Annotated in this window: 16 protein-coding genes; all 16 read left to right on the forward strand. The window is 46.7% G+C overall.

The annotated features are described in order from the left end of the window. The first annotated feature begins 398 nt into the window (after window positions 1–398). The 16 genes from ACHHZ6_RS20330 to dnaB all read left to right on the forward strand — a co-directional run bounded on the left by ACHHZ6_RS20330 (window position 399) and on the right by dnaB (window position 14,560). Complete coding sequence (locus tag ACHHZ6_RS20330) at window positions 399–1,241, forward strand: HNH endonuclease signature motif containing protein (RefSeq protein WP_007372307.1); 843 nt, start codon at window positions 399–401, stop codon at window positions 1,239–1,241. Between the two features lie 421 nt (window positions 1,242–1,662). Further along, window positions 1,663–1,914 (forward strand): hypothetical protein, encoded by a 252-nt coding sequence (locus tag ACHHZ6_RS20335; RefSeq protein WP_024196080.1) that lies wholly within the window; start codon window positions 1,663–1,665, stop codon window positions 1,912–1,914. 455 nt (window positions 1,915–2,369) lie between these two features. After that, entirely contained in the window at window positions 2,370–2,891 is a 522-nt protein-coding gene (locus tag ACHHZ6_RS20340; RefSeq protein ID WP_007372310.1) for a hypothetical protein, read from the forward strand. Window positions 2,892–2,937: 46 nt separating this feature from the next. Then, a complete protein-coding gene (locus ACHHZ6_RS20345; RefSeq protein ID WP_008786584.1) occupies window positions 2,938–3,207 on the forward strand; it encodes a hypothetical protein in 270 nt (89 codons plus the stop codon). 663 nt (window positions 3,208–3,870) lie between these two features. Beyond that, on the forward strand, window positions 3,871–5,124 hold the full coding sequence (locus tag ACHHZ6_RS20350; protein WP_007372312.1) for a ParA family protein: 1,254 nt from the start codon (window positions 3,871–3,873) through the stop codon (window positions 5,122–5,124). Further along, a complete protein-coding gene (locus ACHHZ6_RS20355) occupies window positions 5,121–6,125 on the forward strand; it encodes a ParB family protein (RefSeq protein WP_007372313.1) in 1,005 nt (334 codons plus the stop codon). Before ACHHZ6_RS20350 ends, ACHHZ6_RS20355 begins: the two co-directional genes overlap by 4 nt. A gap of 39 nt (window positions 6,126–6,164) precedes the next feature. Then, window positions 6,165–6,650: a hypothetical protein gene (locus tag ACHHZ6_RS20360; protein ID WP_172745723.1), complete on the forward strand. Its 486-nt coding sequence runs from the start codon at window positions 6,165–6,167 to the stop codon at window positions 6,648–6,650. Window positions 6,651–6,690: 40 nt separating this feature from the next. Beyond that, on the forward strand, window positions 6,691–8,322 hold the full coding sequence (locus tag ACHHZ6_RS20365; protein WP_008786582.1) for an ATP-binding protein: 1,632 nt from the start codon (window positions 6,691–6,693) through the stop codon (window positions 8,320–8,322). A 426-nt stretch (window positions 8,323–8,748) separates the two neighbouring features. Beyond that, complete coding sequence (locus ACHHZ6_RS20370; RefSeq protein ID WP_009653096.1) at window positions 8,749–8,922, forward strand: hypothetical protein; 174 nt, start codon at window positions 8,749–8,751, stop codon at window positions 8,920–8,922. Window positions 8,923–8,963: 41 nt separating this feature from the next. Continuing rightward, the gene (locus ACHHZ6_RS20375; RefSeq protein ID WP_007372316.1) at window positions 8,964–9,281 is read left to right on the forward strand and encodes a hypothetical protein; all 318 of its coding nucleotides are present in this window, start codon (window positions 8,964–8,966) and stop codon (window positions 9,279–9,281) included. Window position 9,282: 1 nt separating this feature from the next. After that, window positions 9,283–10,032: a hypothetical protein gene (locus tag ACHHZ6_RS20380; protein ID WP_007372317.1), complete on the forward strand. Its 750-nt coding sequence runs from the start codon at window positions 9,283–9,285 to the stop codon at window positions 10,030–10,032. A gap of 20 nt (window positions 10,033–10,052) precedes the next feature. Next, entirely contained in the window at window positions 10,053–10,739 is a 687-nt protein-coding gene (locus tag ACHHZ6_RS20385) for a hypothetical protein (protein ID WP_016241554.1), read from the forward strand. 158 nt (window positions 10,740–10,897) lie between these two features. After that, the gene (locus ACHHZ6_RS20390; RefSeq protein WP_007372318.1) at window positions 10,898–12,073 is read left to right on the forward strand and encodes a ParB/RepB/Spo0J family partition protein; all 1,176 of its coding nucleotides are present in this window, start codon (window positions 10,898–10,900) and stop codon (window positions 12,071–12,073) included. A 185-nt stretch (window positions 12,074–12,258) separates the two neighbouring features. After that, window positions 12,259–12,768 carry a hypothetical protein gene (locus ACHHZ6_RS20395; RefSeq protein WP_223307977.1) on the forward strand — a complete coding sequence of 170 codons (510 nt, stop codon included), beginning with the start codon at window positions 12,259–12,261 and terminating at the stop codon, window positions 12,766–12,768. Beyond that, window positions 12,765–13,133: a hypothetical protein gene (locus tag ACHHZ6_RS20400; RefSeq protein ID WP_007372320.1), complete on the forward strand. Its 369-nt coding sequence runs from the start codon at window positions 12,765–12,767 to the stop codon at window positions 13,131–13,133. Before ACHHZ6_RS20395 ends, ACHHZ6_RS20400 begins: the two co-directional genes overlap by 4 nt. 14 nt (window positions 13,134–13,147) lie before the next feature. Next, window positions 13,148–14,560 carry a replicative DNA helicase gene (dnaB, locus tag ACHHZ6_RS20405; protein ID WP_007372321.1) on the forward strand — a complete coding sequence of 471 codons (1,413 nt, stop codon included), beginning with the start codon at window positions 13,148–13,150 and terminating at the stop codon, window positions 14,558–14,560. Window positions 14,561–14,593: the final 33 nt, after the last annotated feature.

The raw sequence follows: 14,593 nt of genomic DNA on the forward strand, positions 1-14,593 counted from the left end.
ATCAGTACCTTACCCTATGAGCAACCCGTCACACTCTGCTAGCCTTCCTCCCGGAATGAACGACACTCTGATGTCCCTATATATCGAACCGGATATGCCTGGTATCGATGATCTCGTTATAACAATTATTCGGCTTCGGCGTGAGGGCTGGACAGCATCTGAACTGACTTTCCGTATACTTTCGTCAGTTGCATATCAGGTGATTCCTCCAGAGGCGTTTACCGACCCTAAGCATCACCTCCTGAAAGAGTATGTCAGTTTGTCCCGTGAGTTCGGCCTAGTAAGCGGGGCAAGACATAATGCTCACCTCCGTGGTGTCATTCGCAGAGGGATAATGTCGGGAATAGATAGAGCAGAGGTAATACGCCGCGTTCTTTTCTCCCCGCACTATTCAGAACATGAGGAAGATAACCAATCTGATTCGTTCCCTCGTTCGTCGTAACAACCGGGTGGCATTAACGCTTTTTCCCCGAATGTTCCGGTACAAAGCCTTTGGCGTGGTTGAAACAGGATCTGGTTATCCGCGACGGCCTGAACATCAGGAATCCAAAGTTTGTCTACTGGCAGGATATCTCAGAGTCCAGGAAGAAATTCGTGCTTCTCAGGCCCGTCTGGCTTTACTAAATACTGAAATCGAAAAGGAGAATGCTCAGGAGTACGCACGTAACAAAATTCCGGCATCACGGTTGGCTCACTTCAGGCTCTGGTTCACTCGCCGATTTGGTAATGACACATCCCGTTTGATTGAGTCCGTGGACACCTACTGCGAGGAGCAGAATCCAGTAATGGATGAGCAACCGGCTGTATTGCCATTACCACGCGGTCACCTCCCCCATGCAGATATCCGTATGCGCTCCCCGAGCTTCCGCCGAGAGGTTAGCGTTCGCGATGTGCATGTCCAGTCTCAGTTCCGTGAGTTGGTGGATAAGAATTTCGGAAGCCTGTGCGCGGTATCGGGCAAACACCTCAACGGTGTGCTGGAGGCAGCACATATTGAACCAACATCCGTAGCAGGCTGCTATAACGCCAGTAACGGCATTTTGCTATCACCAACATTCCACAGGCTGTTTGACACAAACATGATGGGTATTGATCCTGATACACTACAGATTCACTTCGCCAGCGGTATAGAGTTCCCTGAGTATGAAGGGGTCTGTATAAAACCGTTGTTCTACAATCTGGATAAAAACAGGCTCGGGGCAAGATGGCTTGAATTTAAAGTGAAATCACCTGCGGAGTAAGCCCTCTCCCCTCTTCCATCTCCCTGCCCTATCCAATCTATTTATTGGAAAGGCATAGCAGCATGGAGATAAGTAGCACACAAGTAACTCACCGATAATTCACATAAAAACCATATCAAAACAAATCAATCAGTTTATCGCATTTCCTAGCGCACTTTTAATTCACATTTTATGGACTTTTAATCCAATCCTCTCCTGTTCACTTTGAATTTAAGTGATATCAGTGAATGATAAGGTACGAATAATTCACTAAATAACAACTATGTAAATTCAACAGCATAAAAACCAGAGCGCTATCTTCGGACTGGTTCCAGTAATTGATGGTTTGAGTCCGGCCCGCATGTCATACTGATTTATATCTTTCGTGTAGCCCTGCGGTAGGCACGATTTCATCCCAATACATCCAGTGGCATGTGACTATATGATCGACCAAGCAGAGTTAATGAAGAGTGTTTTAGCGGTTCTGCAAGCCAGAAACGTGTCATTATCAGAGAGCCCTACGCGAATTCTGATGATGCTTCCAACACGGTTACGCGTGAATGTCACTGTAATCGATGCTCAAAATGAACCGTTAACCGCGACACTGATGCTGGATCAGGAAGGTCAAGTGACCTGTAAGCTGGCAACAGACCCCGCTGATACCGTCGTTGATATCAGTCGATATAGAGTATGATTTAAATCTTCGCGTTCCAGCCAGCCGTTCCCAGCTTCGTTGTAGAATATTGCAATAAGCCAATCCCCAGCCAGCCCTGTAATGTAACCGAAGAAAATCGTGCGCAATGCGCACGTAAAAATGTCTGCCCGCCACGCGGGCAATCGCCGTCCAAAAGCTTCGCTCTCAAGCGAAGCAGGCACGACATGTAAATTCGAATAGAGCCCTCACGGGGCGATTAGGCGAATTCGCGGCCCGCTAGGGCAAAGTCTCAAAGCGTATGGGGGTTAACACCCCCAAAACGCTGTGGAGACTGTTGTGGCTTTTCGGAACTACGATCCCGAAGTACTGACTAAGGGTTGCGGCTGCCACCAGCCCGGCTATCAGGCGACCCAACAATTATTTCTCCGTATCACTTCGTCACCTGCTCAAGGTGATTGAAAATAGAATCACAATTAGAAAGCGGGGAACACACAATGAACACTCAGACAAGAATCAAATTGAAAGGCCTCAAAATCTATACTGGCATGAGCCAGGAAACAGTCTGCTTTAACGCTACTGTCCTCTTCGACGGGCTGAGCATAGGTACAGCTGATAATGATGGGCATGGTGGCGAAACTCGCGTACTGTTCGAACCAGGAAAAAAAGAGCTGTTCCGCCAGGCCGAATCATATGCGAAGGGTCTTCTGCCAATCTGCCTTGGCGAACACAATGGCAAGCCATTTCTCATAGACTCAAACCTGATTGAAGTAATCGACCAGCTTGTCAGTGACGAGGAGCGTAACCGGAAAACTAAATCAAGTTTCAAGAAGGTTTACCGCAAGAAAATCTGCGTCTTACGCGAAGGTAGACTTTGGACAGTGGGCTACAAAAGCCAGGCTCAATACGCTTCATACATCGCACAAATCAAAAAAGAACATGGCCCTGATATCGTTATCCTGGACGATTTGGAACATGATGAAGCTTTCGAGCTGTACAGTAAGCACTTATACGCCTGACCATCAAGCGTGGTAGAATTGGATAATTCTAGCGCAGAGGATCACTATGAAAGTTAAAGAGCTTATCGCCCAGCTTCAGCTACACGACCCTGATGCTGTTGTCGTAATTGCCGGATTTGAAACCCAGAGTACTGGACTGGTTGCCGAGGCCGATACTATTAAAGAATGCGTGACAGTTCCTGTCCAAGCGGACAGCATGACGGGTGACCGTTCGTTGGCAAAGGAGGGTTCACCTTCTGTCTGGTTGGGATGGGGGAATGATTACCGCACGGAGTTCTTCGTTAGTGCCATCAACGACCCGGACGAATTAGCCTAACTATATCGAATACCCAAGAGCCTCTACTTCAGAGGCTTTTTTATTTGATGGGTCTTACGGGAAACCTTGTCATTAATTTACCAATAGTTGCAGGGCGTATCCTCCAGCGCTAAGTCACTTAACCCCCTTAATCGCCAGCCAGCATCTCCGGGTTCTGCCCGACCCGTGGATTACTTAACACCCTTAATCGCCAGTCAGCCTCTCCGGGTTCTGCCCGTACCGTGGGTCACTTAACCCCCTTAATCGCCAGCCAGCCTCTCCGGTTTCTGCCCGTACAGTGGGTCACTTAACCCCCTTAATCGCCAGCCAGCCTCTCCGGTTTCTGCCCGTACAGTGGGTCACTTAACCCCCTTAATCGCCAGCCAGCATCTCCGGGTTCTGCCCGACCCGTGGGTTACTTAACCCCCTTAATCGCCAGTCAGTCTCTCCGGGTTCTGCCCGCCCCGTGGATTACTTAACCCCCTTAATCGCCAGAAGAGAAAGATGATGTGTCATTGAACTGCATTTCGAGATCGCAAAATGAAGAAAAAACAAAATAGAATGTTAGCGTCTCAATCTGATTGCCGTTACAATTATACGCATAGAGCGTCATTTTACGCATTATACGTAAAGTATACGCATATGCGTTTAAATTCATAATTCAGGTTTGAGGGTATGACGAGAATGAATCTAATAGATAAAATTGCCCTTGTCGGGCAACGCATGAAGTCCGAACAAATTTCATTGAAAGAATCGTTACTGGCTTCTTCCCGGGTATCTGTATCAGATGACAGTGTGGAGGGGGTAGATCGCCTTATCTATAACCACTGCCTGAATAAAAAAAATCTCTCCGACTTCTTTGGAAAATCTCGAGTTACCTTCAATAAAATTCTCGCTGATCTCGAAGAAAAAAGGCTGGTGGGTCAACCTATTTATCAGAACAAAAACCACCTTTATACCCGCTGGGATGTCCAGAATATTATGGATGCCCTGGGTTATCCGCGCTATAGAGATTACTACCAGAGCCGAACAATCATTGTTCAGAATCATAAAGGTGGGACAGGAAAAAGCACGACCTCAGTGGCTCTGGCTGTAGCAGCAGCACTTGATCTCCAGTTGAATGCCAGAGTTTTAGTAATTGAATGGGATCCGCAAGGCTCTATTGGTAGCGGTATGATTCAAAGCGTATCTGAAGACGACGTATTCCTGACTGCAATCGACGCAATCCTGGGCGTGTATGAAGAAGGTTCTGAATATAAAAAATACCTCGACATGGGTTACTCTGAGGCTGAAATCATTGAGAATATGCCGTTCTCAACCCATCTGCCAAATCTTGATGTAATTACTGCGTTCCCAACCGATGCGAGATTCAAAGATAAATACTGGCAGTGCAGTAAAGAAGAGCGCACTCAGTTGTTGCTACGATTCAAAGAAGTGATAATGCCAGTCCTGAAAGCTAAGTATGACCTTATTATCTTCGATACCCCTCCAGAAGACTCGCCAATTATCTGGGCCGCTGATGAGGCCGCTGACGGTATTCTTGTCGCAGTTTCTCCGCGAGAATACGACTATGCATCCACAACTGATTTTATGCTGACGATCAGTGAGCGATTCCGTCAGTCTCCCAATAAAGGTGAAAATATTAAATGGTTTAAAGTACTGGCCGTTAACGTCGATGATAAAAGCCCATACGAAAAAATAGTCCTCGATAAGTTAATTCGAACCGTTCAAGACCTGTTTATGGCAACCAATATCAAAAACTCTGAAGCATTCAAAGCAGCTGCGTCACGGGGTAGGTCGGTTCTCGATATTAAGAAATCTGAAGAGTTATGTTCACCAAAGCAGCTGGATATTGCCGAAGAATCCGTAATGTCCGTATATCAACAGTTTATTAATGAGATAAAGAGTTTTTCAGCGAAGGAAGGAGTTAACGCATGAGTGATGAACAGCATATCGGAAACGATAAATCGCGTTATCTAAATACGCCAAAGCGAACCGATGTAGGCCACCGTTCCGGGTTAGCTAACCTTAAGAGTCCCCCTCGCATTAAGAAACTCTTTACCCTTCATAACGGGCGAAAACTTGAAGCTGAGCACGTCACTGTAGCAGCTGAAAATGTCGCTACTGAGACCGCCGTTCACCCAATGAACCCGCGAAATCAGGAAGCGCTTACCACAAACGCAGTACGAGATATCCTGCAACAAATTGAGTCAAGGGGTGTTGATACTGAAGGTGTTGCCGTTAAACGTGATGGCGTGTACCTGCTTATTGAAGGTAGCCGCAGACGTTTTTGCTGTATTGCGGCTCAAAAAGATCTGCCTTTATGGGTGCTACCAGATGATCTATCAGCTGAGGACATCAAGGCGATTATTACCGCTGCACAAACATCACGCCGATTCTCATACCGAGAGGTTGGGCTTCAGTATCTGGAACTAATGCAGGAAAAAGGATTCACCAAAAATGAAGAGCTTGCCCTCTTTCTTGGCATAAGCCATGTGTCAGTCTTTAAACGTATTCAGGCGGCGCGTATTGACGGTTCGTTGATAGCTCTGTTCCCGGATTATGAAGGTATACCAAACTCCTTCTACAGCCGGTTGTCCAAACTTCAGAAATACGTAGAGAGCAACCTTTTCATTCTTGCAGATGTAGTTGATAGGGTGAAAGAAGAAATTGCTAATCTGGACATCAGTGACATCCCGGAAGCGCAGAAAATTGTCATGGCGCAGATCACAAAGGCGGTTGAATTACTCGATCAAAAGCCACCTGCAAAAAGTTGGGAAACCCGTGATCTGGCTAATTTTGCTAATAAGGACAAATACGCCCGTATCAGCAAAAATGCATCAGGCCGTAAAGTTCGCTTTGAATTTAACCGAATGAGTACCGAGCTCATGGCAGAAATTGAAGCATTTATTACGGATAAACTGAGTAGCGAAAAATAACAATTCGCCATTGCTTGATTATCGAAACTGCACCTCCTGGTGCAGTTTTTTTTTGGCCGCAAACCTATTCGTCAGGAGGAGACACCGGTTGATAATAGGAAAAAAACAGCTCATGAGGTGGCTATGCTTTCGGAAAAAATTGTAACCCTGTTTTCAAATGACGCATTAAAGCGTTTCACGATTCTTGAGGCTTACGCCGAGCTAAAACGTCAGGGTACTTTTAGCGTTTTCCTTTCGTTCATCGATCCTCGTACTGATTGTCTCGTAGAGGGTAACTTTCAATTCTACCCGAACCCCGTTAAGACCTACTCAAACATGGGAGTATGCTATCTCACTGAACATCTTGGGCTAACGTTAAAAATCCCAAGCTCTATGGAATGGTGGGCTACACATGAAAAGTCAACATTTCATAACCAAGACATCACCTATCTGAAGGAGGGTGAATACGTAAAGGCAACCATTAAACTGGAAATAGGCTCGCGGATCAGAGTTCCTAATGCGTTCGAAGTTGCCCCTTCCATGTGAACTTAAGGCATATCAAAGTAAATTACTGACGAGGACGGCTATGGCACTCACGATAAAAACAGAAACACTAAAAGCTACCACAAGCCCAACATTTGAGGCTTTACGTAATCGTTATAGCCACCGTAGTTCTGACGATGAGATTGCCGTCGATCCGCTATGTTTATCTCGGGATGATCTGAATGAACTTTTACAGGCATGTCGTGGTGATGGAGAGTCAAAAAATCGACGAGCTCTTGAATCGATCATCACTGCACTGGAAGGTGATTTCGATAAGCCTGTGAGCAGTTTTCCGGCATTCGGTCGTGTGTTACTACAGTATCTGAAGTCAAATCGAATTGATGGCTGGATATACCGACGCGGTCATGACGGCAACCTGTACCCCGGTCTTGTTACAGCAATAAAAGAAGTAAAATCAGAAAAAAACTCTGACCGTCCCCCATCACTATTGTTACAAATCAGCTGGTATGGGTTCGGCGAATATTCGCACTCCAAAAAGGTTTACGGAACCCAGCTTACCGCCCTGAATTTCGAGCCTAATGAGGTGGCGCGGCGCAGTGTCGCTAAGACACTGGCCGACCGTGATATCTACCATGAAACGCATGAGCTGAAACAAGAGTACCTGGAACAACTAACGCGGTTTAAGGAAGTGGTCGACGGGCAATTTGGCAATCAGTTTAAAGCAACCGGCAGGGCTGTCAGAATGGAATCGTATAGCTACAGCGACCGGAATCTGGAAATAGCAGGGCATAAACTGATACACGATTTGCCTGATAGTGAGTGCGATGCCTACGGTGCAGAAGTGGAGTCGCCTCTTTTTGAAGATGACCAGTTTGGCCTTTTACCCGAAATTCCTGTGCAGCGTTATTTTGATCTCTCGCTGCAAGACTTTATCTGGATACATGCCAATAACGTAGAACCATACAAGTATGATAAAGAACTGCCAAAAAAGATGGTTTTGCCGGAAGACCACCGTGATTTACTCGATATACTGACCACGGATATCAGCGCTTTCACCAGCGATATTGTTGAAGGGAAAAGCGCGGGTAACATCATCATGTGCGTGGGCTCACCCGGACTTGGGAAGACATTAACTGCTGAAGTGTATGCAGAGGTCATTGAACGGCCCCTGTACTCAATTCATGCTGGCGCACTGGGAACCAACGCCGATGACATTGAGAAAAATCTGCGGACGATTCTGACCCGGGCTAAACGCTGGAACTGTGTCCTGCTTCTGGACGAAGCCGATGTGTTTGTCATGCAGCGTGGAGCATCACTGACTCAAAATGCCATCGTTGCGGAGTTCCTCCGTACACTGGAGTATTTCGATGGGTTGATGTTCATGACAAGCAACCGGGGTAGTGACATCGATGAGGCTATCATACCAAGATGCGCTGCAATCATTCACTATGATGTGCCGGAGAAATCAGATGCCCAAAAGATCTGGAAGATTATGGGTGAGAACTTTGGCGTGAACATTCCTGATGAACTGGTCAGATCACTTGTAAACACTTACCCAGAACTTCCACCACGTGACATCAAGATGTTGCTACGGCTCACGTTGCGAATGAGCGTGAAAGAGCAGGGGAGTGGTAGCATCCCGACACTGGATATTGTGCGGAAATGCGCGATGTTTCGTGGGATAGAACGAAAGGGAAAAGAAAAAGCCCTGTGATAACGATGCCGGGTTCGCCCGGCATACAACCTGCTGGCCCAGCCCAAAGCAATCCGAGTTCTTCAGCAAAAGCAGCAGCGTGTCGGAAATAACTGTGTTATAACAATTCAGGTGATCATGATGAGAAGTTGATAACAATGTTTAAGCTAAGTCCCATAAGAAAAAAAACAAACAAGCTGCATAAACTCCTTAATAACGGCTATCGTTTCGTAATCATGCATGAAGATGAAATTATTGAACCCTTCCGCTACGAAATAGAAGCCAGACGAAAACTATTCTTTGGCAGAAAACTCCTTTCTATTTCCGACCTCATCGACTCAATAAACGATAGTGTAAAAACCCAAGCAAAACGCGCCCCTTAACTATTCGTCACCTGAATAACTCCAGCTATGATAAACATTATTATCAAGCTTAAAGGTGATACTTATGAAACCGTTTGGGATTTTCTATTCAGTAGAAGGCTGCACTTGTTCACTGTGCCGCTCGCGTGGCTATCGTAAAAACAATGCATACGATAGATCTCTTCGTGTAAGCAAACACCGCGCCCGTCAGCAGGCCAAGCGTGAAATCCGCTCCGCCGTATTCAGCATCGACAATTAAGAAAGGTTGATGATAAATAAGAAGAATAACGAGGATAACAAATGACTGATGAAAACCAAATAAAGGTGCTGTTTTGCATTCTGCGTCGTCGATTCGTGGATTATGTCCCTGAGTTTGAAAACTGTGTAGAAGAACGGGAAGTCATCAATGAAACGCCGAAGGGTTACCGTATGTCCGTCTCCTACGGCACATCAGTTTACCTGCACGCGGATTATGAGTTTTTCGAATCACGTCAGGCAGCGTATCAATGGTGCGCCCGCCGTGTGACCGCTAGCATTGAGAAGATGAAACAAAAAATGCAGGCGGCAGAAGCAACAAAAATAAAACTGATAGAAGCATCCGGGAACTGTGGCGAATAAGATGACACCACGTCAAATTATCCTCTCACATATTACAGCTGAGAAAGCACTCCCACGAGGAACGCTGATCTGGTTATTCTACGAGAATGCCGATGATTTAATCAGCCTGAATGAAGTGGGCGATAATCTTGAAAGGTGGCATCAACGAGTTGGGTCGCCTGAAGAAATTCAGGTGATACTGGATATGCCTGATGACGATTCAGAAGTCTGGCTATTCAGCCCAACAAAATTATTCTCCCCACGGGTAAAAACCCCCGTTCTGACAGCCAGAGATAGGGCAGTTGCTCGCTATGGCGTTTCTCGCGTTATGACGGCGGAGAAAGTTGTTTTTCTGTATTCAGGGTATCTTCTGCACCTCTATAGACAGGCATATGGTTTCACCGGCCCTGCGCCTGAAGTTCGGGTCAACTGGAGTGCCAAACATTCATGGGGCGGCAGGAGCTCAATCACTATTTCACCATCGTCCATTTATCCTGACAGTGATACACCGCGCTATCGCTACCATGAGTACGCACATATAGAGCAGCGTAAGGACATCGGAGCATTTTATTCAATCAATCAACTGGATCATATCAAAGGCGTAGTGGCACATGAGCTTGCGCACTTTTGCCAGCGCCACACTGGAAAAGATAATTTTAAATTTGGTTTTCCGGTACTCCCTGAAAAAGATTTCAGAACGGCTCATGGTGATGGGTGGCAGTTCTTGTATGCATTTTTCAGAACAGAATTAAATAAAAGAATTCAGCGATAACCCAAAAAAAGGCATAACCAATGTACCTTCTTTCCATTTTATTATTTACATTTGTTTATCTGTTATCCTTTAATTCTGTTATAGAGGAAAATAGAGACCGCTATTCCATACAGACTTTTGCAATAGTGATGATCACGATATTCCTGATATCAATGCCAGTAACAACAACTTTTGTGTCGTTGATGCTTGAAGAAAACCAGAGAGAGCATCGTGATTTGATTTCCTTCCTGCAAATCAATTCCGTTTGGTTCGCAGGAGCCGGGGGGCTGGTGGCTATCTTCTTGTCAGCCCTGACAATGGTTCGCCTGAAGCAAAAACGTATCCGTCACAAAACATCGAACCTTAACCTCATCGTTGTGGGCCTTTTCGCGGGCGTAGTCTCTTTTGCCAGCGCGTATAAGCATCTAGCTTTCTTCAGTGGGGATGATGCGGGAGTGTTTTTATATGAGGCTATACCAGCCATCGATGACATCGACTGTAACGCGCCAATACTCCTGGTGAAATGGGAACCTGACTCAAAGAAGCCAACTGCATGGCGATGCCCTACGGGCGTTGCATTCAATATCAATAGTCCTACTCCATTCCTACCTTGGGGTTCATATGAGGAAGGGGAGAGTTCAAAACTAAATGAAGTGATGACAATTTTGATGAAAAATGCGGTCAAAATCGAAAAACGTCGCCATCTTGATGTCATCATTACGAGCTAAGGCCTTGTAATCACTGGATTACAGGGCTTTTTTATGTACCCGAAAAAAAAGAGACATTTTGTCCCCAAATACGCTTCGTCACCTGTTTGGTGTGTGTTTAACTGGATTTACAGCAAGCAACGAACCTCGCGACACAATAACTAAAGCGGAGAAACACCATGAACACCGACGTTAAAGCTATCTTCGAACAAAGCCGTACCCTGGAAAATCTGGAAGGCGCTGCGGTACTGATGCGCAGCTTAGACAAAGCGCCATCATCACTCCGAGCACTGAGCGATTTCGTAACCAAAGCGCGTAAAAGCGGCAATACGGAACAGTTCGAAGAAGCCGATATCGGGCGTAACAACGTCTTTGCGGTGAGCCCGTACTGGTTGTTTGTGGAAGAGGGACTGAACCTCCGCGACGTAAATTATGACCGTGCGGTAATGTTCAAACACGCTTATCTGGAACGTCCTCAGTCAGTGCCTGTCATCCGCGTTAAACCAGTAGTAGTGGAAGGCGTAACCCGCCTGAAAATCATTGATGGCCACCACCGTTTTGCTGGCCTGATGATGGCGATTGCTGAGGGCGCGAGCTTCCAGAAAATCACCGTCGAGGAATTTGAAGGCGGCAAGGACGAAGAAGTCTACAACATGATCGAGAGCGCCAACTCCCTTCAGTTGAAGATGGTGGAACGCGCTGAAGGCTTCAAGCGCCTGATTGGCTGGGGTCACACCATTGAGTCGATTGCTCAGCGTCTGGGTGTCTCTCTGGTCACCGTTCGCCGCAGTATCGTGCTGGCAAACGCTGACTTCAGCATCAAGATGCTGGTGAAAGAAGATAAGGTATCTGGTGACGTTGCCGTTGACGTTATTAACGAATGTCAGGGTACTGACCGCGACCCGTATGAAGTCCTGATGGAATCCCTGAAAAAGGCAGAAGGAGCTGGGAAAACCCGCGTCACTGCCAAATTCGTGAGTTCCAAGAAAAAGACTGGCCTGAAACCGAAAGTTATCCGTAAAACCTTCGACAGCCTGTTGCCAACCCTGAGCCAGCTGCGCGACCAGATCCCGCCGCAGCCGGAAGGTGAGCATGAAAATCAGATCGAAATTACGGAAACCGTGCCGGAAGAAGTCGTCTTACGCCTGACTCCTGAAATGGCCCGTACTCTGATGGCTACCCTGGCTGAACTGGAATCAGCAAAACAGGCAGAAGATGCTGAAGCTAATGGTGACAACGACGGTGATAGTGCTGAAAACAACGGCGGTGCTGACGATGCGACTGATGCCGATACCGATGGCGCTAACCAGCAGAATGGTGAAACTGAAGAGACTCAGCTGCACCCGGTGTACTAACCTCCCAGCAGGTCTTTAACAGACCTGCATAAAATTCCTTTTCATTCTGATGGGCCGGATAAACCGGCTCATATTTTTGCACATATAAATGGCCGCATTTTGCTGTCTTAAATTTTTCGATGATAGACAGGAGCGCATTAAAATATCAGGGTTATAGACTTTTTTGGATAGCAATGGGGGTCGCGTTGAATATTCAGACTAATTATATCGAGCTGCAAAATTGGCTCGAAAAGGCAAAAAGTATTTATTCCTCCGCAGGATGCCCGCACGAAAGAGTTGATGATGGCATTTTAAAAATTGCAATGCAGGTAGCGGCTATTAGAAAAACAAAACCAGATATGCTGCATGTATTCCTTCAGGAGTTAATTACTGAGTTCAAGGGTTATAAACTCATTCAGTGCCGATTCAATAAATCCAATTATGAGCATTTTGTTATGACCCCGGAAATTCAGATTCTGATCGGTGGTCTTATGGATAAAGCGTCAGAGGGAATAATGCTGGCTTCTATCTGCCACATGCTACAGGTAGATACGTTATCCGAACTTCTAAGCCTAATCCCAACGGGAATGCCAGACACCGATGTACTGGATGCGCTATGGCGTGATCAGAAGACGCCCGCAGGACTGAACCTGCTTGATGACTTCGTACTTCTGGATACCGTTGCGCTGGCTAATAAGCGGGGGATTGCTGCATGAATGTATCGGCGTTGATTAGTAGCCTCTATGTGACCGTTATCGCCGGGCAGGAGCTGGAAGCAAAAGCTCTGGAGCATCACGAACGCCGTACAGCTGGTCGATTTTGCCGAAAAACACTTTCTGTCCACGCGGTGAAGCGCAAGCCCGGGGTGGAATTTCTGGCGCGGCTGAAAGTCAATTACGCCCGCGCCAACCTGACAAACTGCGACCCCGGTACAGTAGCCGAGCTGAGGCTGGTGGGCCGCTCTGATGAAGCGAATGAGCTCTCTGAAGCAATTCTAAAGGCAATAGCATCCAGTTACCCGGAGTTGGTATCGGAATGCGCACGACAATTACAAAAACAAAAGCTATTCCAGAACCTCTGAGGCCACTTATGACTATGGCGGACATCTCGTTTACCGAAACAGGTGAGACAAAGCAAACAGCTGAATACAGCTTAAAAACCCCTCCGCAATCGATAGAAGCGGAACAGTCCGTGCTGGGCGGGTTAATGCTTGAAAACCAGAGATGGGATGATGTGGCAGAAATCGTTAGTGAGCAGGATTTTAGTTCTCGACCGCATCGCTCAATTTTCTCTGCAATGAGATCGCTCGTTGCGAATCAATTCCCGATTGATTTGATAACCCTCGCTGAGCACATCGAAAACGAGGGAGAAGGTAAGCTGGATAGTCTCGGCGGTTTCGCCTATCTGGCAGAACTGTCAAAAAATACGCCCAGTGCGGCAAATATAATTGCCTACGCGCAGATCGTCAGGGAACGTGCCGTAATCAGGGAAATGATAAAAGTTGCCAACGAAATAACCGAGGCCGGTTACAACCCGGAAGGTAGGACAAGTGACGAATTGCTTGATCTTGCAGAAAGCCGGATTTTCCAGATTGCAGAGCAAAGGGGAAATAAAAGCGGTGGGCCGGAAAATATCAGCAGCATTCTGGACAGAACCGTTACCAAGATTGAAGCCTTGTTCCAGCGTCCCCATGACGGGGTCACTGGAGTTGATACCGGCTACGTGGACGTGAACAAGAAGACAGCCGGTCTACAGCCCTCGGATTTGATTATTATCGCTGCCAGACCCTCAATGGGGAAAACTACGTTTGCAATGAACATCTGCGAGAATGTATCGCTGACAAACGATAAGCCCGTCATGATTTTCAGCCTGGAAATGCCTACGGAACAGCTCATGATGCGCTCACTGGCATCGCTATCACGCGTCAACCAGACCAGCATCCGAACCGGACAGCTCGATGACGAGGACTGGGCCCGGTTATCCGGCACAATGGGACTGCTGCTGGAAAAAAAGAACATTTACATTGATGACAGCTCTGGCCTAACACCTATGGACGTTCGCTCCCGGGCGCGTCGATTGTCCCGCGAACACGGTGGGCTTAGCCTCATTATGATCGACTACCTTCAGTTGATGCGTGTACCGTCGTTATCTGACAACAGAACTCTGGAAATTGCTGAAATCTCCCGATCTCTGAAAGCACTGGCAAAAGAGCTGAATGTACCGGTAATCGCTTTATCGCAACTAAACCGCTCGCTTGAACAACGTGCCGATAAACGTCCGGTAAACTCAGATTTGCGAGAGTCAGGCTCCATTGAGCAGGATGCTGACCTGATCATGTTTATTTACCGTGATGAGGTCTATCACGAAAATAGCGATATGAAAGGTATAGCCGAAATTATCATAGGTAAACAGCGCAACGGGCCTATAGGGACAGTACGTCTCACATTTAATGGTCAATGGTCTCGATTTGATAATTATGGTGGCCCTGAGTATCATGATGACGACTGACCATAAAAGCTACTGACCTTATCCTGATATTTA

It is taken from the genome of Enterobacter cloacae complex sp. 2024EL-00214 (genome assembly GCF_043945575.1).
In the GTDB taxonomy this organism is placed as follows: Bacteria; Pseudomonadota; Gammaproteobacteria; order Enterobacterales; family Enterobacteriaceae; genus Enterobacter; species Enterobacter cloacae_P.

Coding starts and splice junctions, on each gene's coding strand:
- ACHHZ6_RS20365 (WP_008786582.1), top strand. CDS start 6,691: ATGGCACTCACGATAAAAACAGAAACACTAAAAGCTACCACAAGCCCA.
- ACHHZ6_RS20355 (WP_007372313.1), top strand. CDS start 5,121: ATGAGTGATGAACAGCATATCGGAAACGATAAATCGCGTTATCTAAAT.
- ACHHZ6_RS20345 (WP_008786584.1), top strand. CDS start 2,938: ATGAAAGTTAAAGAGCTTATCGCCCAGCTTCAGCTACACGACCCTGAT.
- ACHHZ6_RS20385 (WP_016241554.1), top strand. CDS start 10,053: ATGTACCTTCTTTCCATTTTATTATTTACATTTGTTTATCTGTTATCC.
- ACHHZ6_RS20400 (WP_007372320.1), top strand. CDS start 12,765: ATGAATGTATCGGCGTTGATTAGTAGCCTCTATGTGACCGTTATCGCC.
- ACHHZ6_RS20375 (WP_007372316.1), top strand. CDS start 8,964: ATGACTGATGAAAACCAAATAAAGGTGCTGTTTTGCATTCTGCGTCGT.
- ACHHZ6_RS20335 (WP_024196080.1), top strand. CDS start 1,663: ATGATCGACCAAGCAGAGTTAATGAAGAGTGTTTTAGCGGTTCTGCAA.
- dnaB (WP_007372321.1), top strand. CDS start 13,148: ATGGCGGACATCTCGTTTACCGAAACAGGTGAGACAAAGCAAACAGCT.
- ACHHZ6_RS20380 (WP_007372317.1), top strand. CDS start 9,283: ATGACACCACGTCAAATTATCCTCTCACATATTACAGCTGAGAAAGCA.
- ACHHZ6_RS20350 (WP_007372312.1), top strand. CDS start 3,871: ATGAATCTAATAGATAAAATTGCCCTTGTCGGGCAACGCATGAAGTCC.
- ACHHZ6_RS20370 (WP_009653096.1), top strand. CDS start 8,749: ATGAAACCGTTTGGGATTTTCTATTCAGTAGAAGGCTGCACTTGTTCA.
- ACHHZ6_RS20340 (WP_007372310.1), top strand. CDS start 2,370: ATGAACACTCAGACAAGAATCAAATTGAAAGGCCTCAAAATCTATACT.
- ACHHZ6_RS20330 (WP_007372307.1), top strand. CDS start 399: ATGAGGAAGATAACCAATCTGATTCGTTCCCTCGTTCGTCGTAACAAC.
- ACHHZ6_RS20390 (WP_007372318.1), top strand. CDS start 10,898: ATGAACACCGACGTTAAAGCTATCTTCGAACAAAGCCGTACCCTGGAA.